The following is a 20,600-nucleotide window of genomic DNA, read 5'->3' as shown; positions in this document are numbered from 1 at the left end:
GGACCCAGTTCGACTGTCAACGAGGAATTTGCAAGTTTTGTGAATTTCTTTGCCGACCCCGGAAACCACGCCCCTCATATGATGGCAAGATATTGATTTATAAGCTTTATAGGCTTTCATTCACAGGCCCGATTTCGCTCGAAAGCCTTTGTTTTCAGGGTTTTTCCAGAGCATGCCGGCAAAATTTCTTCAGTTCCTGTGACGGCGGGCCCGCGCGGTCGTCCGAGGGTCCCCAGCGCCCGGTCGAAGCACCCCTTGGCCGCGGCCAAAACTGGCTTTATTCGAGCCCAGCCAGCCGCCTTTCCAGAAATCGGCGCTCTGCCGACTGGCGTGCCAGAGCCAGTGCGCGACGATAGGCATTCTTCGCCTCGCCGTCCCGACCCAGGCGGCGCAGCAGGTCGGCGCGGGCCGCATGGGCCAGGTGATAGGCGTCGAGACCGCCGTCAGCCATCGCGGCATCGATGGCGGCGAGGCCCGTCTCCGCTCCATCGCGCATGCTGATCGCGGCGGCCCGGTTGAGTGCCACGACGGGAGATGGATCAACCAGTGCCAGAATATCGTAGAGTGACACGACCTGCCGCCAGTCCGTCGTTTCGGTGCTGGCTGCGGCAGCATGTTCGCCGGCTATGGCCGCCTGCAGAAGATAGGGTCCGAGCCGCCCGGCCTCGAGCGCCTGGTCGATCAGCGCCCGCGCCTCGTCAATCATGGCACGATTCCAGCGCGAACGGTCCTGCTCTTCCAGGAGAATGATGTCTCCCGCCGCATCGACCCGGCTTTCGCGTCGTGCTTCATGAAGAAGCATGAGAGCGAGAAGACCCTTCACCTCAGGGTCGTCCATAAGCCCGGCCATCAGCCGGCCCAGCCTGATTGCTTCCTCTGAGAGGTCTGCGCGCGTCAGCTCCGCCCCGGATGTGGCCGCATAGCCTTCATTGAAGATGAGATAGATCACGCGAAGAACGCTCTCGATCCGCGTGGGCAGTTCGGCTGGAGCCGGGATTTCGAAGGGTATGGCCTCATCGCGAAGTTTCGCCTTGGCGCGCACGATCCGCTGCGCGATCGTCGGGGCGCGGGTGAGGTAGGCGCGGGCAATCTCTTCGGTCGTCAGCCCACCCACCTCCCGCAGTGTCAGCGCGACGCGGGCGTCGGCTGGAAGATCCGGATGGCAACAGATGAAGATCAGCCGCAATTCGTCGTCGCGGATATGCTCGGGAATGGCCGGTTCCGACGCCGGGTCGGCCAGAAGGGCAAGCTGCGGCAGGGCGTTTGCAAGCCGCGCCTGTCGCCGCCAGCGATCCACGGTCTTGAAACGGCCGGTGGAGACCAACCAGGAATAGGGATTGGCCGGCACACCATCGCCTGGCCATCTTTTCGCTGCGGCGGCAAAGGCCTCGTGGAGCGCCTCTTCCGCCGCCTCGAAGCTGCCGAGCAGGCGAATGAGCGTGGCAAGCACGCGCCGCTTCTCATTGCGGTAAGCCGCTTCGAGGGCGGCGCGTGCCTCCACCTCGGTCACAGCTGCGGCGGCGGGCTCGAGAAGTCCACGAGCGGGCGGACTTCGATGGAACCGATCTTCGCCAGCGGATGGCCGCTGATGGCGCGCACGGCGTCGTTGAGGTCCGGCGCCTCCACGAGCACGATGCCGCCAAGCATGTCCCGCGTTTCCATGAAGGGGCCGTCCACCGCCGACATCTTGCCGTCACGAATCTGAACGGTCATGGCCGTCTCGGGCAGTTCCAGCGCCTCGCCCATGACGAAATGGCCCGTTTCCTTCAGCTTCTCGTCATAGCCGGCGCATTGGCCCAGTGCTGCATTCGCTTCCGGGCTGCCGCCGAAAAGCACCTTCGGATCGTAATAGATAAGGCAGGCATAGCGCATGGTGTCTCTCCTTTGATGAGCGCTTCGAACGCCCATGGTCGTTCTCGTACGACTGGATTCGACACCACCATGCGAAATTTTTTGCGACCTGTCGAAACGAACCTCAATACATCAGGCTCGGCAGTCCGGTTGCCAGAATGGGGAACGCGCAAACCAGAATAAGCACCGCAAACGGCGGGATGAGCCAGGGCAGGATCGCCCGGGCCAGCCGGTGGTAGGGCACATTGCCCACCTGCGCCACCACGAACAGCGCCATGCCCATGGGCGGGGTGAGGATCGAGATCATCAGGTTCAGCACCACGATGATGCCGAAATGGATCGGATCGATGCCATAGCCCATTGCCACAGGCACGAGGATCGGCACCACGATCAAGAGAATCACCAGCGATTCGATGAAGCAGCCGAGCAGGAAGATCATCAGATTGACCGCGATCAAAAAGCTGAGCGGCCCATCGGTCAGCGTCAGGAAAAGCTGGGTTATCTGCTGCGGCGCCTGCTCGCGCGCGAGAATGAAACCGAGGAGCCCCACGCCTGCAACGATCGTTGCGATGGAGGCGGAAGTGGTTGTCGTCTCGTAGATTGCATCCCACAGCCGCTTCAGGGTCAGCTCGCGGTAGAAAGCAAGATCGATCAGGATGGCATAGAGCACGGTCACCGCCGCTGCTTCCGTGGGCGAGAAGAGGCCGCTGAAAATGCCGCCAACGATGACGAAGGGCGTGGCGAGCGCCGGGAACGACTTCACGAACAGCACGCCGACATTGCCCGCACCCTGCCATGCGTCACGCGGATAGTTGCGCTGCCTGGCCAGCACATAGACCATGACCATGAGCGAGGCAGCACAAAGAACACCCGGCACGATGCCGCCCAGAAACAGCCGCCCGATGGAGGTGTTCGACACCACGCCATAGAGCACCATGGTGATGGACGGCGGCACCAGTGGGCCGATCATAGACGAGGCGGCAGTGACGGCGCCGGAGAAATCGTCGTCATAGCCGGCCTCGCGCATGGATTCGATTTCCATCTTGCCGAGCCCACCCGCATCGGCAAGGGCCGAGCCGGACATGCCGGAGAAGAAAAGCGAGGCGAGCACGTTCACATGGCCGAGCCCGCCCGTGATGTGCCCCACCAGTGCGCGCGCAAATCCGAAGAGATGGCGCGTGATGCCTGCGGAATTGAGGATTGCCGCCGCCAGGATGAAGAGCGGAACCGCCAGCAGCGGAAAGCTGTTCAGCCCGTCCACCATGCGCTGCATGGCAAAGGAAATGCCCATGCCCGAATAATAGAAATAGCCCATCGAGACGAAGATCATGGCCACGCCGATGGGCACACCCACCAGCACCATGACGAGCCAGGCGGCACCAATCGTTGCAAGGATCATTGGTGGACCTCCCCGGCATCCCCGCCGCGCACCAGCATGGCAAGCCGCCGCGCAATGCGATGCAGAATGAGGACCGCAGCCACCAGCCCCGATGCGTAGAGAACCGCGTCGCTCATGGGCAGTGTCACCGCTTCATTGTTCCAGGTGCGCAGAGCGGTCTTGTAGGAGATCCAGACGAGGTGGGCGACGATCGCCAGATAGACCACGTCAATCAGGACAAAGAGCAGGCGGCGCCAGGAGAGCGGCAGGGCGTCCGCGATAAAGCCCATGCGCAGCTGGCCGTTCTGGCGCTCCACCTCGGCGATGCCGATGAAGGCCATCCACACCCAGAGCCAGCGCGCCGCTTCCTCGGTCCAGACCGGCCCGGTGAAAAGCGGTGTGCGGCCAAAGATCTGGATCAGAAGCACGCCAAACAGAATGATGAAGAGAATGGAAGCGACACAGCCTTCGAGGCTGTATCTGCGCAGAAACGACATGCGATGACCCCAGCTATCGAGGGAAGGGTGGCGGGGCTGGCGCCCCGCCCCATGTTTCAGTCGCCGATCACTTCGGCAATCGACCCTTCGCCGAACTCGGCTTCGAGCTCGTCATAATAGGGCTTCATGGCGGCGCGGAATGGTTCGAGATCCGGCTCGGTAATGGTCAGGCCGCGCTCCTTGAAGGTTTCCAGCAACTCCTTTTCGGCCTTGAAGGTTAGTTCGTCGGAGACGTCGCCACCGGCCTCGACAGCCGTCTGCACCCATTCCTTCTCCTGATCGGACAGGCCATCCCAGACCGATTTGGAGATCTGCACCGCCGAGGACGCCACAAAGTGATTGGTGAGCGCAATGTGGCTCTGCACCTCGTAGAACTTCATCGCCTCGATGGTCGGAAGCGGGTTTTCTTCGGCATCCACCTGATTGGTCTGGAGTGCGAGATAGACCTCCTGAAACGCCACCGGCGCCGGCGTCGCGCCCACATTCTCGGCATAGGCGATGAGGAACGGCACGTTCGGCGTGCGCATGCGCAGGCCCTTCATGTCGTCCATGGATTCGATCGCCTTGTTCGAGGTGGTCTGGCGTGTGCCATAATACCAGGTGTCGAGCAGCTCGATGCCCTGAGCTTCAAACTTCTCGTCCATCTTCTGGCCCCACGGCCCGGCGACGATCTTTTGCAGATGATCGAAATCACGCACCACATAGGGCGCGCCGATCAGCTTCAGCTCCGGGATCACATAGCTCATGTCCGGATAGCCGGTCATGACCATGTCGAGCTCGCCGGCCTGCACCTGCGCCACCATGGCCTTGAAGTCGCCCAGCTGCGAGGACGGGAAGATTTTCACCGTCATCTCGCCGCCCGAAATCTCGGCAAGTTTTTCCTGAAACGCCTGCGCGCCGCGGTAGACATTCGACACCTCGTTGTCCTGCATGCCGAAGGTCAGTTCCTTCGCCTGCAGTGCAGCGGAGCTGAGGGCGAGCGCTGCCGCGCCGAGCATCAGTTTCGAAATCAGTTTCATGCAATCCTCCCTTGGAATGTTGAACAGGCTTCCCGGCCTGCCAAGTCAGTCAGTCTTGTCTTCTTCTTTCTGGAAGTAGTCGGAGACCTTCCGCGGGCTTTTCAGCCGCGCGCGATAGGAGCGCGCCAGGTGTCGGTCCATGACATCCGTCGCGGTGATCATGTCGCCATCGATGATAGCCTGATAGATCGCCCGGTGTTCTTCATAGGCGACCGTGTCGTGCTTGGCCGGGTCATCCGTTGGCGGCCGCTGCGCGAGCATGGCGCTGACGAACATGTCATGCAGGCTGAGTATCACCGGATTGCCGACCACCGACACGAGTACGCGGTGAAAGGCGATATCGGTGCGGGCGAATTCGGGAGTTCCAATCGCCTCGAAGTTTTCCTCCAGCGCAGCGCGCAACTTGGCAATCTGCACATTGTCAGCGCGTTTGGTGGCCTCGCGCGCAGCACCGGCCTCAATGAACTGGCGCATCTGCTCCAGATGCGCGCCGCTTTCCGCATCGCCGAAAATATCACGGATATGATCGCCGGCCAGTTGCAGCACGGTTTGTAAAGAAGGGCGCGCCACACGCGGGCGGCGCCCCGCACCTGCCTCAGCATAACCGCGCGCCTGCATCTGCTGCAGCGCAGCACGCACCGTGGGGCGCGAAGCGGAGAAACGCTCGCAGAGCTCCCGCTCGGTCGGCAGAAACGTCCCGGTTTCCAGGCGGCCCTCGCGCGCCTCCTCGATCAACGCCTCGGCGATCTCATCGGACACACGCCGTGTTTCCACCATTTCTTCCGGCTGGGCAGCGGACACGTTTCTCACTCCGGCTGGGCCCCGCCTTCACACCTGTGCGGCAGAGCTGTTTGTCCAAACTGATATTTTGGTATTACCAAACATAATTCTTGTCAAACAAAAATCCCCTTCTATGCTGATACAGCCTGCCAAAGAGACGATTCCACGGCGGCAGGACAAGAACGCCGCTTCCAGAATGCAAGGAACAGCCGCATGACCAATCCGCTGGCGGGCATGTATGCCGCCCTCCTCACCGGCCTCAGTGACAAAGGCGATTTCGACCCGGCGCGCCAGAAGGCGATCGATGCCTATGTGTTGGGACAGGGGCTCGACGGGCTTTATGTCGGCGGCAGCAGCGGCGAATCAGGTCTTCTGGGCGTTGACGAACTTCTGGCGCAGCAGGCGATCGTCGCCGAAGATGCGCAAGGCTCCGCCGCAACGCTGATTGCTCATGTGGGCGTCCCCAATCTTCGCGATTCGATCCGGCTCGCACAGAATGCGCAAAAGCTTGGCTATCATGGCCTTTCGGCCCTGCCGCCGCATTCCTACCCTTTTTCGGATCGCGAGATTTTCGCCTATTACGAAGCGCTGTCAGCCGCCACCGACCTGCCGCTCATTGTCTATGAAGTACCAGTCCGCACGGGACGTCCCTTCAGTCTAGACCTGCTCGGCCGCATTCTCACCCTCCCCGGCGTCGGTGGCATCAAGTTCACCTCGATGGACCTCTTCAAGTTCGCCACACTGCGGCGGCGGTTTCCTGAGAAGACGTTTTTCTTCGGTTTCGACGAAGTCTATCTGTCAGGCGCGGTGATGGGCGCGCATGGCGGCATCGGCACCACCTACAATCTGCTCGGCAGGCTCTATGCCGCGCTCAACGAGGCCGTGAAGAAGGGTTCGCTGGAGCGCGCCCAGGAACTGCAGACGATCTCGCAGCGCTTCGTGGAAACCCTGATGGAAACCGGCGTGCTGCCGGGTATGAAGGCCGCACTCCGCCTGCGCGGGGTCGACTGCGGCCCGACGCGCCTTCCGCTGGCCCCGCTGGTCGACGATTGCGAAGCGCGCATGAGTGCCATTCTGGCCAATCCGGAAATCGCCGCCTGGGTGGGGTGATTTTCGCTCTCTCCGCGCCTTGCCGTTTCCGGTCTGTCGACTAGAACAGTCGGCACTGTTTTCGGAGAGGCGGGAGTATCATGAGCGTGACAATCGAAATCACCGATACGCCGGATGAGGCGGCGCTCGCACGGGTGGAAACCGAGCTCGCCGCCTTCAACGATGCCGATGTCGGCCCTTCGGAAAAGGCCACACTTGCCATCCTCGTGCGCGATGAACGCGGTGCGGTGGTCGCTGGAATTTCCGGCTACACCGCATGGGGCTGGCTCTATGTGCAGAAACTGTGGGTGGATGAAAGCCTGCGCGGGCAGGGCATGGCCGGGCGCATGCTGACTGCGGCGGAAGAAAAGGCAGAGCGACGCGGCTGCCATGGTGCCTACATCGACACATTCAATCCTGGCGCGGAAAAGGCCTATACGCGCCAGGGCTATAAAGAGTTCGGCCGGATGGATGACTTTCCGAAAGGCCGCAGCCGCATCTTTCTGCAGAAACGGCTTGGCGGGGTCGCCAGCGATTAACGGGCGATCTTTCCGCCGCGCAGCGGCTCGGGCGCGCCCGTCGTCGTCGGGAAGCTGATCGGCAGGTCGCGCAGCACGCGCGCCGCCAGAAAGGCAAAGCACTCGGCCTCGATGGCGTCGCCACGCCAGCCCACTGTTTCGGCGGGGGCTGCTTCCACGCCGGCGCGTTCCCCCAGCATCTTCATGATGGTCGGGTTGTGCCGGCCACCGCCGCACACAAGAAGCCGCTTGGGCCGAAGCGGAAGAATATCGAGCGCCTTGCCGACCGCCGATGCGGTGAAGGCCGTCAGCGTCGCCGCACCCGTCTTGGCATCGAGCCCATCCGCCATGGAGGCGCCGAAGTCGAACCGGTCGAGCGATTTCGGATAGGGCGCGGTGAGATAGGGATGCTTCAAAAGCTCCGCCAGCCGCGCCTCGTCCACCGTGCCGGAAGCGGCAAGCGCGCCGTTACGGTCCATCTCGCCAAGCCCGTGTGCCTTGACGAAATCGTTGATCGGCGCGTTTGCCGGGCCAGTGTCGAACGCGATCACCCGGTCCGCGCCGTCCCACCAGGTCACATTGGCCACGCCGCCCAGATTGAGCACCGCCGTCTCGCCGCTCGTATCCACATCGCGCAAAAGAGCCGCGTGATAGGCTGCCGAAAGCGGCGCGCCCTGCCCGCCGGCGCGCATGTCCGCCGAGCGGAAATCATAGATCACCGGACAGCCCAGAATGGAATGCATGAGCGCGCCGTCGCCAAGCTGCCGCGTCTCGCCGAGACGCCCTTCCTGCGGCGCACGGTGCAGAACCGTCTGCCCGTGGAAACCGACCGCGCCGATATCGGCCATGGTCAGGCCATGGCTCTCCACCAGTTCTCGCACGGCTTGCGCCTGCGCGCGGGTCAGAACCTCTTCCGCCTGAGCGAAGATCGCCGGTTCATCGCCCTTAAAATTCCAGGCCCGCGCCTGCTGCAGCGTTTCTTCCAGAAGGTCGCGCGTCGATTGCGGATAGGGCGCCAACGTGTAGGCGCCGAACGCTTCGATGCGCTCGCCATCCGTTTTCAGAAGCGCCACGTCGATGTTTCCGTCGAGCACGGTTCCGGTCATCAGGCCAACAGCCCAGATCGGTTCGAATCCTTCAGCCATGTGCGCTCCTATCCTGCGTTCATGCAATCGCCGACCGCCTGTCGCAGCGCAGCGATGCCGCTGTCGAAATGCCGGGTCGGATGTATGCGGTTGGTGAGAAGGGTCCACGCAAGGCCATTGTCGAAATCGACCCATAGTCCTGTTCCCGTGAAACCCGTATGGCCGATCGTGCCGGCGCTGGCCAGCGCCCCGCCGGGCCAGTTTTCATATGGCCGTTCCCAGCCATGGGTGCGCTTTTCGGAAAGCGGCGTGCGCATCAGCGCCACCGTCTCATCACCTTCCGTGTCACCTGCAAAAAGCCCCGCCGCGAAATCGAGCACGGCGTCGGCCGTGCCGAAAAGCCCGGCATGCCCCGCGCCCTCAAGCGCTGAACAATTGTCGTCATGCACCTCGCCGCAAAGCACCCGGTGCCGCCATGTGCAGTCCTCGGTCGCCGCCGTCTTTTCCGGATCGGCGGCAAAGGCGAAGCCCGGCCCCGGATCGAAATCGCGCAGCCGCTTGCCTTCAAGCCGCTCCAGCGCGAAACCGAGTAGAATGAAATTGATGTCGGAATAGACAGGCGGCCCCTTTTCCCAGCGCCGCTGGAGGATGAAGGCACGCAAAAGCTCCGCATCGCGGCCATAGGTGTAGATCGGTTCCACCGCCGGAAACGGCGTCTGGTGGCCGAGGCACTGGCGAAACGTCACCTGCCGTTCCCATGCGCCCGGATCATACTGGCGCAGATCCGGCAGGAGCGTGGTAAGCGGCGCATCGAGATCGATCACGCCCTCTTTCGCCAGTTCCAGAATGCGCGTGGTGGTGAAGATCACCTTGGTCAGCGATGCGAGATCGAACCAGGTGTCGGTGCGCATTTCACGCTCATGCGGCACCCGCTGCGCATAACCGGTGGCGCGCACCATGCGCCCGCCATCCCGGTCGATCACGCCGAGCACTCCGCCGGGTATGCGCCCAGCCTCCACCGAAGCGTTCAGCAGGGCAAAGGCGCGCTCGAAGCGCGGCGCAAAGGCAGGCGTATCCGTCATGCTCATGCCTCCGCCCGTGCCATGTGGTCGGGACCAAAACTCTGCCAGTTGGCCGGCTCCGGCTCAAAGCCCAACGGCCGCACCAGCGACGGCACCTGCCGCGTGTCCACCTCGAAAGTTTCCTTGCGCCGGTCGACGCTCGGCACCGCCGAGATCAGCCGTTTCGTATAGGCGTGTTTCGGGTCGGAAAGAACCGACGCCGCATCACCGATCTCGACGATCTGCCCCGCATAGACCACCGCGATGCGGTGCGCGATGCGCTCCACCACCGCCATGTCGTGCGAGACGAAAAGATAGGCAAGACCGAACTCGCGCTGCAGGTCCACCAGGAGTTCCAGCACCTTGGCCTGCACCGAAACGTCGAGCGCCGAGACGGCCTCGTCCAGCACCACCACGGACGGGTTGAGCATCAGCGCGCGGGCGATGCACAGGCGCTGCCGCTGGCCGCCGGAAAACTCGTGCGGATAGCGCTCCAGCGCATTCTCCGGCAGACCAACCCGGTCGAGCAGCATGCGCATGCGCGCCTGCGTTTCGCCGTTCAGCCCGCCACCGGCGGCAATCACCGGCTCGGCCAGAATGCTGTCCACCCGAAGCCGCGGATTGAGCGAGGCATAGGGGTTCTGAAACACCATCTGCACCGGCTTGCTGCTCTGCCGCGCCACGCCATTCGTGTTCGCGGAGAACGTGCCGCGCGTCGGCTCGACCAGCCCCAGAATGGCGCGCGCCGTGGTCGATTTGCCCGAGCCGCTTTCGCCGACAATGCCCAGCGTCTCGCCCGGCATCAGGTCGAAATCGACCCCGTCCACCGCATGAACCGCACCGGTCTGCCGACGCAGGAGACCGCCGGTCACCGGAAAGCGAACCGTCAGCCCTTCCACTTTAAGCGCCGGCGCGGCGCTTGGTTCGTCGGCCCGGCGATAGTCGGTGCGCGTGGCGCGCCCGGCCTCGAAATGCGGCACGGCGCTCAGAAGATGCTTCGTATAGGGATGCTGTGGCGCATCGAGCACCGCATCGAGCGGTCCCTGCTCTACTGCCTCGCCGTTCTGCATCACCATCACCTTGTCGGCGATGCCGGCCACCAGACCGATGTCATGGGTGATGAAGATCATGCCCATGCCGGTCTCGCGCTTCAGCTCGGCGAGCAGCGCCATGATCTGCGCCTGCACCGTCACATCGAGCGCCGTGGTGGGCTCGTCCGCGATCAGAAGACGCGGATTGCACGACAGGGCCGTGGCAATCATCACGCGCTGAAGCATGCCGCCGGAAAGCTGGTGCGGACAATATTTCAGCCGCCGCGCGGCGTCGGGAATACGCACCCGGTCAAGCGCATCCTTCGCCGCTTCCCGCGCCTGCTTCCCGGTCAGGCCACGATGCAGACGGAACGATTCCTCGATCTGCTCGCCAATGGTCAGGACCGGGTTGAGCGAGGTCATCGGCTCCTGGAAGATCATGCCGATCTCGCCGCCGCGGATCTTCGTCAGCTCCTGCTCGCCAGCTGCTGCCAGATCGAGCGTGCTGCCGTTCTCGCGGGTGAATTGAATGGAGCCATCGAGAATGCGCCCGCCACCGAAATCCACCAGCCGGTTGATCGACAGCGCGGTGACGGATTTGCCCGAGCCGCTTTCGCCGACAATGGCCAGCGTCTCGCCGGCTGCGAGATCGAAGCTCACGCCATGGACGATTTCATTGTCTTCGGGCTTGCGGCCAAAACCGACGCGCAGGTTTGAAACGGACAGAAGCTGCGTCATGCGGCCGACCTCCGCGTCTTGGGATCGAGAATGTCGCGCAGCGCATCCCCCAATAGGTTGAAGCCGAGAATGCCGATCATGATCGCAATGCCCGGGAAGATCAGGAGCCAGGGCGCCATCTCCATCAGATTGCGGCTGTCGGCGAGCATCAGGCCGAGCGACGAGGCCGGTGGCTGTGTGCCGAGACCGAGAAAGCTCAGGCCTGCCTCCGTCAGAAGGCCCCATGCGAGCGCCAGCGTCACCTGCACCGTCAGCGGCGCAACGAGGTTCAGCATCAGATGGCGGGTCAGAATGTAGTTGCGGCTCGAACCGAAAGTGCGCGCGGCGTCGACGAAGTCGCGCGTCTTCAGGGAGAGCGCCGGCCCGCGCACCACGCGGGTGAAGATCGGCGTGTAGACGATGGCGATGGCCATCACGCTGGTCCAGGTGCCCGGCCCCACAATGGCGATGATGAGCAGCGCCAGAAGGATCGCCGGAAAGGCCAGAAGCACATCCATGAAACGCATGATCGTGCCGTCCCACCAGCCGCCGAACCATGCGGCCGCAAGACCGAGCACGATGCCCGCCACGGCGGCCAGCGCCACCGAGGCGAAGGCGACGATGAAGGACTGGCTGATGCCCAGCATCAACCGGCTCGCCACATCGCGACCAAACAGATCCGTTCCCATCCAGTAGGTCGCGTCGGGCGCGTGCAGGCGGTCGACGCGGAACTGCATCAGCGGGTCATGCGGCGTGATGCCGAGAAGCCCGAGAATGGCGATGATGATGTAAAGGCCAACGATGGCGCCGCCGATGCGGCCGCTCGAATGGCTGAAAATGGCGCGCAGCAACTGCATCACTTGCCTCCCAGCCGAATGCGCGGGTCGAGCACCGCATAGGCGAGATCGACCAGAAGATTCACGATCATGAAGTTGAGCGCGATGAACAGCACCGAGCCCTGCACCAGCGCATAGTCGCGCTGGAGAATGGCGTCGAGCACCATGCGCCCGAGGCCCGGCAGCGCAAAAATCTGCTCCACGATCACAGCGCCGCCCAGGAGATAGCCGAACTCGACGCCGCTCAGCGTCACCACCGGGATCAGCGCGTTGGGCAGCGCATGCCGCCAGATCACCTTGCGCGCCGGCACGCCCTTGGCGCGCGCGGTGCGGATGTAATCGTCGCTCAGAATATCGAGCATGGCCGAGCGCGAAATGCGGGTCACGGCGGCGGCGAAGGCGAAGCCCAGCGTCAGCGCCGGCAGGATCATCTGCCCCAGATTGCGCAGCGGATTTTCAAGGAAGGGCGTGAACTCGCCCATGGCCGGCAGCACCCCGAACCCGACCGACAGCACATAGATCGCCAGAAGCGCGAACACGAAATTCGGCGTCGACTGGCCGATCATCGCGAAGATGCGCACGGCGAGGTCCGACGGCTGTTCATTGCGCGTGGCGGCAAATATGCCCGCCGGAAGACCGATGGCGAGCGCGATGACCATGGAGAGAAGCGCCAGTTCCAGTGTCAGCGGAAAGCGTTCGAGGATCACGTCGAGCACCGGCTTACCGAAGGTCACGGACACGCCGAGATCGCCCTGAACCGCACCCGCAAGCCAGCGCCAATATTGGGTGAACCAGCCCTGATCGATGCCGAAATAGGCTTCAAGTGCCGCGCGCTGGTCGGGCGTCAGAAGCCCGGCCTCTGTTCCCAGCATGGCGGTGATGGCGTCGCCCGGCACCAGCCGGATCGAGACAAAAACGAGGATGGACACCCCGAGCATGACCAATGGAAAGGTCATCAGCCTTCGGGCCAGGTAATTCATGAAGCTTTCACTCCGTGTCCTTCCAGATGCAATCGTCTTGTGCGGTTGGTGTTAAAGGCCGCGCCCTTCATGCCGCCCCGTGGTTCGACAAGCTCACCATGAGGGCTGGGGATCGTTCTCAAATTGAGGACCTTAGCCCCGGCGCTCTATGGGTTTAAGCCAAGCAGCACACATCTCATACGCCTCCGGTACCGACCTGCAGATCATCGCAGGGTGACGGACCATCAACAGCCCTCATGGTGAGCTTGTCGAACCACGAGGGCGCTGGGCGGAGCCGCATCGAATTCTTACGTTTCAAGCGCGAGAAAGCGCCAGGCGCAAACGGGGCCACACGTGAACGTGCGGCCCCATCTGGCAATCACTCGCCCACGCTCACCTCGGTCAGGCCAAACAGCGTGCCGGTCGGGGAAGGCACAAAGCCTTTCACGTTCTTCTGCTGCGCGGTGTAGGTGTAGCCCGTGTAGAGCCAGATCCACGGCGAAACCTCGGCAAGATGCGTCTCGAATTTCGCGAAGATCTCCTTGCGCTTGGCAGAGTCGGTCTCCACGCGGCCTTCCTGCATCAGGCTGTCGAGCGTGTCGTCGATATAATTGGCGACATGCTGGAGATTGCCGTCCTTGGTCCAGTAGCGGTTGTACATGGAATAGGGATCGGCGCGGCCGCCGTTCAACGCCACCGCCATGTCGAAATCACCCTTCAGCCAGGTGTCGACATAGACGTTGAGCTCCATCATCTTGATGTCGAGCTTGATGCCGATCTCGGCAAGCTGCGACTGGATCACCTGTGCTTCGGCTGCCGCTGTAGGCGGCTCGCCCGTGGCGGCGATCACCGTTGCAGAAAAGCCGTCTGCATAGCCGGCTTCGGCCATGAGCTGTTTGGCCTTCTCCACATCCCGCTCATAGCAGAACAGCGCGCCCGGGTCCGAACGGTAGGCCGGCATGGTCAGCGGGCCGGTCACCGCACCCTCGCCCAGAAGCGCGGTGTCGAGCACGTCCTGACGGTCGATGGCGCAGGAAATCGCCTGACGCACGGCCTGCTCCGTCATCGGCTCGCGCGACGGGTTCAGCTGCAGCACGTGATAGGCCAGCACCGGCGTGCGGCTCAGTTCAAGGCTTGCCTCGTTCGGCACCAGCGTCGCCACGAGCGGATCGTTGATGAGCGCGAAATCCACTTGCTTGGTGCGCAGCGCCGCCAGAATGGCGGTCTCGTCCGGCAGAACGGAAATGTTGATGCCGTCCACCTTCACTTCGCCGCCGGCCCAGTCCGGATTGGCGCTCAGAACCTCTTTCTGGTTCGGCTCCCAGCTATCCAGCTTGAACGGGCCCGAGCCGATCGCCTTCGTGCCGATCGTGCCGGCCTCGATTTCGCTCGCCGGAACGACTGCCGCGTTGATGCTCGTCATCGCCGTCAACATCGGAACGTCCGGCTGCGACAGGTTGAAGACAACGGTGGTCTCGTCCGGCGTGTCGATGCTCTCGATGGAAGTGAAGTTGGCGCGTGCGGCTGCACCCGTGGCCTCATCCAGAACGCGCTCGAACGATGCCTTCACATCCGCTGGCGTCACCTTTTCGCCGTTCTGGAATTTTGCATCCGCGTCGAGCTTGAAAGTCAGCGTCTTGCCATCCTCGGAGAACTCCCAGGATTCGGCAATGGCAGGAATGATCTCCAGATCGGCATTGAGACGCACCAGCGGCTCATAAACCAGCTCCAGAAGACGCAGCGAGGAAAACGCCGTCTGCTTGTGCGGGTCAAGGCCGGTCGCATCCTGCGACCAGGCCATGCGCAGCGTTTCTGCCGATGCCGGCACCGCCACCGTGGCCGCGCCAAGCGCGGCTGCGAATGCCACCGAAGTGGCGAACTTCTTCATCAAAGACTGTCCCATGATCTTCTCCCTCCGAGAGCGTTTGATGCCTGCAACCGCCCAATGAACGGTCGCATAAATGGCTGCTTCACCTGTTTGCAGCTTGCTGCTGCCTTTCGTTTATTGCCTTGCGCAGAAACCCGCCAGCCCTTGCAAGGGCGGCGCGCGCTTCCTCCACGTCCATATCCGTCAGCGCGATGAAGATGGCGAGCTTCACATCATTGCCGCTGCGTTGGAGCAGCGTCTCGGCCTCATCGGCAGAACACCCCGTCGCCTCCATGACGATGCGCGAGGCGCGCGCCATGAGCTTCTGGTTGCTGATGTTAACGTCCACCATCAGGTTCTGATAGATCTTGCCCATGCGGATCATGCTCGCCGTGGAGAGCATGTTGAGGATGAGCTTCTGCGCCGTGCCCGATTTCATTCGCGTCGAGCCGGTCAGGATTTCCGGCCCCACCACGGGCGCGATGGCGATGTCGGCAATGGCACCGATGGCCGAATCCGGGTTGCAGGACAGCGAAACGGTCGTCGCGCCAATCTCCCTGGCATAGTTCAGCCCACCAATCACATAAGGCGTACGGCCACTCACGGCGATGCCCACCACGACATCCTTGGCCGTCAGACCGCGCTCTTCCAGCGCCTGACGACCCTGCGCCGGGTCATCTTCTGCTCCTTCCACAGCGTGACGCAATGCGTGATCGCCGCCAGCGATCACACCGGTCACCATGTCTTCGGGGACGCTGAAGGTGGGCGGGCATTCCGAAGCGTCGAGCACACCGAGCCGTCCGCTCGTGCCCGCGCCCATATAGATCAGCCGTCCGCCATTCTGAAACGCGTCGACAATCCGGTCGACCGCCTCGGCGATCTGCGGGATCACCTTTTCGACAGCCAGCGGCACGTCCCTGTCGGCGGCATTGATGAGTTTCAGAATTTCGGTTGTCGGCTGCAGATCGATCTGCATCGTGTCCGGGTTGCGGCCCTCCGACACAAGCTTTTCAAGCTCCGACATCAGCGTCTGCGCGTTCATGAACTCTCCCGAAATCACCTGTCTGGCGCTGGCAAAACCCGCGCTTCGCCGGCTCAGCACCTTACCAGAGTGTTAAAATTTATAATTCCAAGAGTCAATTAGGATTGAGAATAATATATTCCTTCTCGCCCGTAGCAGCAGCCGGGCGGGGCCGTGCCCGCCCGATAATCTGCCGGCCTTCCGGAGTGTTACGAGGAAAGCGGCGACCTGCGCCTCAGCTTCCGCGAAGCTCCATGATGCGCTTCACCATGCCGCCGGTCGCTGCATCACGACTGTCCGCACTGGCCTTGCCTTCCACCACGGGCAGAAGCTCGGTCGCCAGCTCTTTGCCCAGCTCAACGCCCCACTGATCGAAGGCATTGATGCCGAAAAGCTGCGCTTCCACAAAAACACGATGCTCATAAAGCGCGATCAGCCGGCCAAGCGCGAACGGGTCGAGCTTGCGATAGAGAAGCGTGAGCGAGGGTCTGTTGCCGGTGAATACACGGTGCGGCGCAAGGCGCTTCGCCTCGGCTTCGGGCACGCCCTTCTCCAGAAGCTGCGTCTCGGCTTCTTCCAGCGTGCGCCCTTTCATCAGCGCTTCCGCCTGTGCCAGACAATTGGCGACGATCAGATCGTGGTGGTGCCCGAGCCCAGCCTCATGCCCTTCCGCCGCCAGCATGAACTCGACGGGGATGATGTCGGTGCCCTGATGCAGAAGCTGGAAGAAGGCGTGTTGCCCGTTCGTGCCCGGCTCGCCCCAGACCAGCGGGCCCGTGGGGGTGATCACCGGCGATCCGTCAAGCTGCACGCCTTTGCCGTTCGATTCCATGTCGAGTTGCTGCAGATAGGCAGGCAAACGCTCCAGCCTCTGATCGTAGGGAATGATGGCCCGGGCCGGATAGTCACACACGACGCGATGCCAATAGCCGATCAGGCCGAGCATAGCCGGCAAATTCTCTCTCAACGGCGCCGATTTGAAATGCTGATCCATGGCCTCCGCACCCGCGAGCAGCCGGCGGAAATCGTCAGCGCCGATGGCGATCATGATCGGCAGACCGATCGCGGACCAGAGCGAATAGCGCCCGCCGACCCAATCCCAGAAACCGAACACGCGCTTTTCGTCGATGCCGAAATCCGCAACCTTGTCGAGCGCGGTGGAGACGGCTGCGAAATGGTCGCCCGTGGCCGACTGGCCAAGCTTCGCCGCGATCCATTTCTGCGCGGTGCGCGCATTGGTCATCGTCTCGATGGTGGTGAAAGTCTTTGAAGCGATGATGAAGAGCGTGGTCTCCGGATCGAGCCCGGCCAGCGTGTCGGCGATATGCGCGCCATCGACATTGGACACATAATGAAGGCGCGGGCCGTCACGATAGGGCGAGAGCGCCCGCGTGACCATCACCGGGCCGAGATCGGAGCCGCCAATGCCGATGTTCACCACATCGGTGAAGGCCTTGCCGGTCGCGCCGCGAATCGTGCCACGACGCACGCCATCGGCGAAAGCATCCATCGCCTCCAGCACCTCACGCACCTCGGGCATGACATCGTAGCCGTCATTCTCGATGGAGCCGCCCGAGAGCGCCCGCAGAGCGGTGTGCAGCACGGCCCGGTCTTCCGTCGTGTTGATGTGACTGCCGGAGAACATCTTGTCGCGTGCTGCTTCCAGCCCCGCCGCTTCCGAAAGCTTCAAAAGCAGGTCGACAGCCTTCTGGTCCACCGCAGCGCGCGAAAAATCGAGCGTCAGGTCGTCAAGGGAAAGCGAGAAACGGGCAAACCGCCCGGGGTCTGAAGCGAAGGCCGCGCGCATGTCCATGGGGGCCGTTTTCGCGCGATGCTCCCGAAGGGCAGCCAGTGCAGTCTTAAATGCCGTGTCCAAAGGGAGCCTCCTGCAAAAAGAAACGTCGTTCTTTTAGCAAACATAACGAGGCGGAACAGGGGTTTGCTGGCATTCATCAATTTCTTTGTTGGAACAATCAATTGTACCAGGGTTGACATGCATTGACCCAGAGTTAGGCTCCCCCGCCGGAGAGGAAAGCCATATGCCAGCCAGAAATGATACCGCCCTGTGGACGGGCCTGTTCAAGATTTCCCCCGAATCGGGTCAAACCCTTCAGGCACAGATCCGTCAGGCCATCGTGTCTGCGATTCTCGATCGCCAGATCGCCCCGTCCATGCCGCTTCCATCGTGCCGCATTCTCGCGGAAAAGCTTGGCGTCGCGCGCGGCACGGTGGTGCTCGCCTTCCAGCAGCTTGTCGATCAGGGGTTTCTGATCGCCCGTGAGCGCCGCGGCCACTTCGTCAATCCGGAAGTGCTGGCCGCGCCTCCGCGTCCACCCCGCAAGCAGGGTGGCAAGGATGGCGTCAACTGGCAGAAGCGGTTTCAGGTTCTGGCCAGCGAAATGCCGGAGCCCCGCAAGAACGAAGACTGGATGAAGGCCTCCTATCCCTTCGTCTACGGCCAGTTCGACCCCTCGCTCTTCCCGACCGCCGAGTGGCGGGAGTGCAACCGCATGGCGCTGGCCGTTCTGGAAATCCGCAACTGGGCGGCGGACATGGTCGACCGTGACGACCCGCTGCTTGTCGAGCAGATCCAGGCACGGCTCCTGCCTCGGCGTGGCATCTTCGCCAATCCCGACGAGATCCTCGTCACGCTCGGCTCGCAGCATGCGCTCTACATGCTGGCCACGCTCCTCATGAGCCGCGGCAAGAAAGTCGCGGTGGAGAATCCCGGCTATCCCGATGCGCGTTCCATCTTCCAGCTTGCCGGCGCGGAAATTGCCCCCGTTCCCGTCGACCGGCAGGGCATCGACGTGGCGCAGATTCCGCAGGATGCAGATTTCGTCTTCGCCACGCCCAGCCATCACTGCCCGACCATGGTGCCGCTCAGCCAGGCGCGGCGCGAGGCATTGCTTGAGGCAGCAGAGCGCCATGACTGGATCGTCATCGAAGACGACTATGACAGCCAGCTCGCCGACGAGCGCCCGCAGGCCGCTCTCAAGGGGCTCGACCGCAATGGCCGCGTGGTGCATCTGGGTTCGATGTCCAAGACGCTCGCGCCTGGCCTGCGCATGGGCTACATCGTAGCGCCTGCAGACCTGATCGCGGAGTTGCGCGCCTTACGTCGCTTCATGCTGCGACATCCGCCGGCCAACAACCAGCGCGCCGTTGCCCTGTTCCTGTCGCTCGGCCATCACGACACGCTGGTGCGGCGCATCTCGGCAGCCTTCGAAGAGCGGCGCGAGAAACTCTATCAGGCAGTTGGCGACATTCTGCCGGACTGGAACGCGGCCGACATTCGCGGCGGCACCTCGCTCTGGCTCGAAGGCCCGCCTGGTCTCGATTCGGCCGTGCTTGCCAAATCCGCCGCTCGCCGCAGTGTCCTGATCGAGCCGGGTGCACGCTTCTTCCTCGGACGGACCCAGCCGACACCGTTCATGCGGCTTGGCATCTCGTCCATCGCGGCGCAGCAGATCGAGCCCGGCATCCGCGAACTGGCGGCGGCAGCATCCGAGTATCGGCGTGTAGCCGCGTAAAAGCAGGCAGCGTCAAAGAGCAGCCAGCGCCACGCCCGCCACTGCACAGAGCGCCACCACCACCCATGGTGGCGCTTTCAACATGGTGAGCAGGATGAAGCCGACTGCCGCCACGGCAAAGTCAGCCGGCGCAAGAATGGCGGTCGTCCACAGCGGGTCATAAAGGGCCGCCCCCAATATGCCGACTACGGCGGCATTTGTGCCCATCATCAGCGCCCGCGCGGCGTCGAATTGCCGGAACCGGTCCCAGAAGGGCGCGACGCCCAGCAACAGAAGAAATCCTGGCAGGAACACAGCGATCAGCGCAATCGCAGCGCCTGCCAGTCCATTCGGCGCGGGCTCCAGAACCGCCCCCAGATAGGCCGCGAAGGTGAAGAGCGGGCCGGGCACGGCCTGTGCCGCGCCATAGCCTGCCAGAAACGCGTCGCGCGTCGCCCAGCCGGGCTCAACGACACCCGCTTCCAGGAGCGGCAGCACCACATGCCCGCCGCCAAACACCAGCGCGCCGGCACGGTAGAACGTGTCGAACACGGAGAGCCCCTGCGCCATGGGCGCGACAAGCGGCAGGCCGAGGAGCAGAATTGCAAAGAGGATCAGGCAGGTGGCACCGGCCCGCTTCGACAGGCCAAACGCGACGACTGCCCCATCGCCGCCTGCCTTTCCGCGACAGAGCAGCCAGCCAAGCAGCGCACCGATCGCGATGGCACCGATCTGCGCAAACGCGCTTGCTGAGACCGTAACGAGCACAAGCGCGGCAAGGGCGATGCCGGCGCGCGCGCGGTCCGGGCATAGCGAGCGGGCCATGCCCCAGACCGCCTGCGCCACCACCGCCACGGCCACGATCTTCAGCCCGTGCAGCAGCCCCTGACCGAGCGGATTGTCGAGTGCGGAAGCAAACAGCGCAAAAACGAAGAGCAGAAACGCGGATGGCAGTGTAAACGCCGTCCATGCCGCTGCCGCGCCCAGCGGACCTGCCCGCATATAGCCAAGCGCAAAGCCCACCTGACTGCTTGCCGGTCCCGGCAGAAACTGACACAGCGCCACCAGATCGGCATAGGCCTTTTCATCGAGCCATTTGCGCCGCAGCACGAGCGCGTCGCGGAAATAGCCTAGATGCGCGATGGGGCCTCCGAAGGAGGTCAGGCCGAGCCTGAGGAACGCGCCGAAAACCTCCGCAGCCGTCCCCGCCCTTCCGCCTTCGTGCGTTTCGCTCCCCTTCATTGCACGCCTCACCCTTCAGCCGATTCGCTGTCGAATAAATGCGCCACATGTCAGGCACAAGGCAACAGCGGCCGTCGCCACACGGATGGACAAGACGTATCCGGTGGGTTAGCCAGATCGGGAACACCGTCTCAGGA

General features: G+C 63.0%; 18 protein-coding genes. 3 read left to right on the top strand and 15 right to left on the bottom strand.

The window, feature by feature from the left end; all coding sequences use genetic code 11:
- Positions 1–277 precede the first annotated feature (277 nt).
- From KUG85_RS15385 to KUG85_RS15360, 6 genes are all read right to left on the bottom strand, one after another.
- Complete coding sequence (locus KUG85_RS15385) at positions 278–1,510, bottom strand: RNA polymerase sigma factor (protein ID WP_223005825.1); 1,233 nt, start codon at positions 1,508–1,510, stop codon at positions 278–280.
- A complete protein-coding gene (locus KUG85_RS15380; protein ID WP_007010531.1) occupies positions 1,507–1,872 on the bottom strand; it encodes a YciI family protein in 366 nt (121 codons plus the stop codon). The genes KUG85_RS15385 and KUG85_RS15380 overlap by 4 nt, the downstream gene beginning before the upstream one ends.
- Positions 1,873–1,975: 103 nt before the next feature.
- Complete coding sequence (locus KUG85_RS15375; protein ID WP_223005824.1) at positions 1,976–3,250, bottom strand: TRAP transporter large permease; 1,275 nt, start codon at positions 3,248–3,250, stop codon at positions 1,976–1,978.
- The gene (locus KUG85_RS15370) at positions 3,247–3,726 is read right to left on the bottom strand and encodes a TRAP transporter small permease (RefSeq protein WP_223005823.1); all 480 of its coding nucleotides are present in this window, start codon (positions 3,724–3,726) and stop codon (positions 3,247–3,249) included. Before KUG85_RS15370 ends, KUG85_RS15375 begins: the two co-directional genes overlap by 4 nt.
- 56 nt (positions 3,727–3,782) lie before the next feature.
- Complete coding sequence (locus KUG85_RS15365) at positions 3,783–4,745, bottom strand: sialic acid TRAP transporter substrate-binding protein SiaP (protein WP_025031151.1); 963 nt, start codon at positions 4,743–4,745, stop codon at positions 3,783–3,785.
- 45 nt (positions 4,746–4,790) lie between these two features.
- Positions 4,791–5,546: an FCD domain-containing protein gene (locus KUG85_RS15360; protein ID WP_255606427.1), complete on the bottom strand. Its 756-nt coding sequence runs from the start codon at positions 5,544–5,546 to the stop codon at positions 4,791–4,793.
- Positions 5,547–5,738: 192 nt separating this feature from the next.
- Here KUG85_RS15360 and KUG85_RS15355 point away from each other — a divergent pair, with 192 nt between their 5' ends.
- Positions 5,739–6,635: a dihydrodipicolinate synthase family protein gene (locus tag KUG85_RS15355; RefSeq protein WP_223005822.1), complete on the top strand. Its 897-nt coding sequence runs from the start codon at positions 5,739–5,741 to the stop codon at positions 6,633–6,635.
- An 80-nt stretch (positions 6,636–6,715) separates the two neighbouring features.
- Positions 6,716–7,153 (top strand): GNAT family N-acetyltransferase, encoded by a 438-nt coding sequence (locus KUG85_RS15350; RefSeq protein WP_223005821.1) that lies wholly within the window; start codon positions 6,716–6,718, stop codon positions 7,151–7,153.
- Here the strand turns inward: KUG85_RS15350 and KUG85_RS15345 are convergent.
- The 8 genes from KUG85_RS15345 to pgi form a co-directional block, all read right to left on the bottom strand.
- Positions 7,150–8,277 carry an anhydro-N-acetylmuramic acid kinase gene (locus tag KUG85_RS15345; RefSeq protein WP_223005820.1) on the bottom strand — a complete coding sequence of 376 codons (1,128 nt, stop codon included), beginning with the start codon at positions 8,275–8,277 and terminating at the stop codon, positions 7,150–7,152. The two genes, KUG85_RS15350 and KUG85_RS15345, sit on opposite strands and share 4 nt — an antisense overlap.
- Positions 8,278–8,285: 8 nt before the next feature.
- Positions 8,286–9,299 carry a serine hydrolase domain-containing protein gene (locus tag KUG85_RS15340; protein ID WP_223005819.1) on the bottom strand — a complete coding sequence of 338 codons (1,014 nt, stop codon included), beginning with the start codon at positions 9,297–9,299 and terminating at the stop codon, positions 8,286–8,288.
- A 2-nt stretch (positions 9,300–9,301) separates the two neighbouring features.
- A complete protein-coding gene (locus KUG85_RS15335; RefSeq protein ID WP_223005818.1) occupies positions 9,302–11,047 on the bottom strand; it encodes an ABC transporter ATP-binding protein in 1,746 nt (581 codons plus the stop codon).
- Positions 11,044–11,883, bottom strand: a complete 840-nt coding sequence (locus tag KUG85_RS15330) for an ABC transporter permease (protein ID WP_007010541.1) — start codon at positions 11,881–11,883, stop codon at positions 11,044–11,046. Before KUG85_RS15330 ends, KUG85_RS15335 begins: the two co-directional genes overlap by 4 nt.
- Complete coding sequence (locus tag KUG85_RS15325) at positions 11,883–12,842, bottom strand: ABC transporter permease (RefSeq protein WP_223005817.1); 960 nt, start codon at positions 12,840–12,842, stop codon at positions 11,883–11,885. Before KUG85_RS15325 ends, KUG85_RS15330 begins: the two co-directional genes overlap by 1 nt.
- Before the next feature lie 358 nt (positions 12,843–13,200).
- On the bottom strand, positions 13,201–14,724 hold the full coding sequence (locus KUG85_RS15320) for an ABC transporter substrate-binding protein (protein ID WP_223005816.1): 1,524 nt from the start codon (positions 14,722–14,724) through the stop codon (positions 13,201–13,203).
- Positions 14,725–14,791: 67 nt separating this feature from the next.
- Positions 14,792–15,730 carry an N-acetylmuramic acid 6-phosphate etherase gene (gene murQ / locus KUG85_RS15315; RefSeq protein ID WP_223005815.1) on the bottom strand — a complete coding sequence of 313 codons (939 nt, stop codon included), beginning with the start codon at positions 15,728–15,730 and terminating at the stop codon, positions 14,792–14,794.
- Positions 15,731–15,944: 214 nt separating this feature from the next.
- Complete coding sequence (gene pgi / locus KUG85_RS15310) at positions 15,945–17,585, bottom strand: glucose-6-phosphate isomerase (RefSeq protein ID WP_223005814.1); 1,641 nt, start codon at positions 17,583–17,585, stop codon at positions 15,945–15,947.
- Between the two features lie 163 nt (positions 17,586–17,748).
- Here pgi and pdxR point away from each other — a divergent pair, with 163 nt between their 5' ends.
- Complete coding sequence (gene pdxR / locus KUG85_RS15305; protein ID WP_223005813.1) at positions 17,749–19,242, top strand: MocR-like pyridoxine biosynthesis transcription factor PdxR; 1,494 nt, start codon at positions 17,749–17,751, stop codon at positions 19,240–19,242.
- Positions 19,243–19,254: 12 nt separating this feature from the next.
- Here pdxR and chrA read toward each other — a convergent pair whose 3' ends face one another.
- Complete coding sequence (gene chrA / locus KUG85_RS15300) at positions 19,255–20,463, bottom strand: chromate efflux transporter (RefSeq protein ID WP_223005812.1); 1,209 nt, start codon at positions 20,461–20,463, stop codon at positions 19,255–19,257.
- Positions 20,464–20,600 lie beyond the last annotated feature (137 nt).

The sequence above is a fragment of the Nitratireductor rhodophyticola genome (assembly GCF_019891355.1).
Lineage (GTDB): Bacteria > Pseudomonadota > Alphaproteobacteria > Rhizobiales > Rhizobiaceae > Nitratireductor > Nitratireductor rhodophyticola.
Note: the sequence above shows the minus strand (reverse complement) of the source record. Positions and strands in the feature narration are given on the sequence as shown.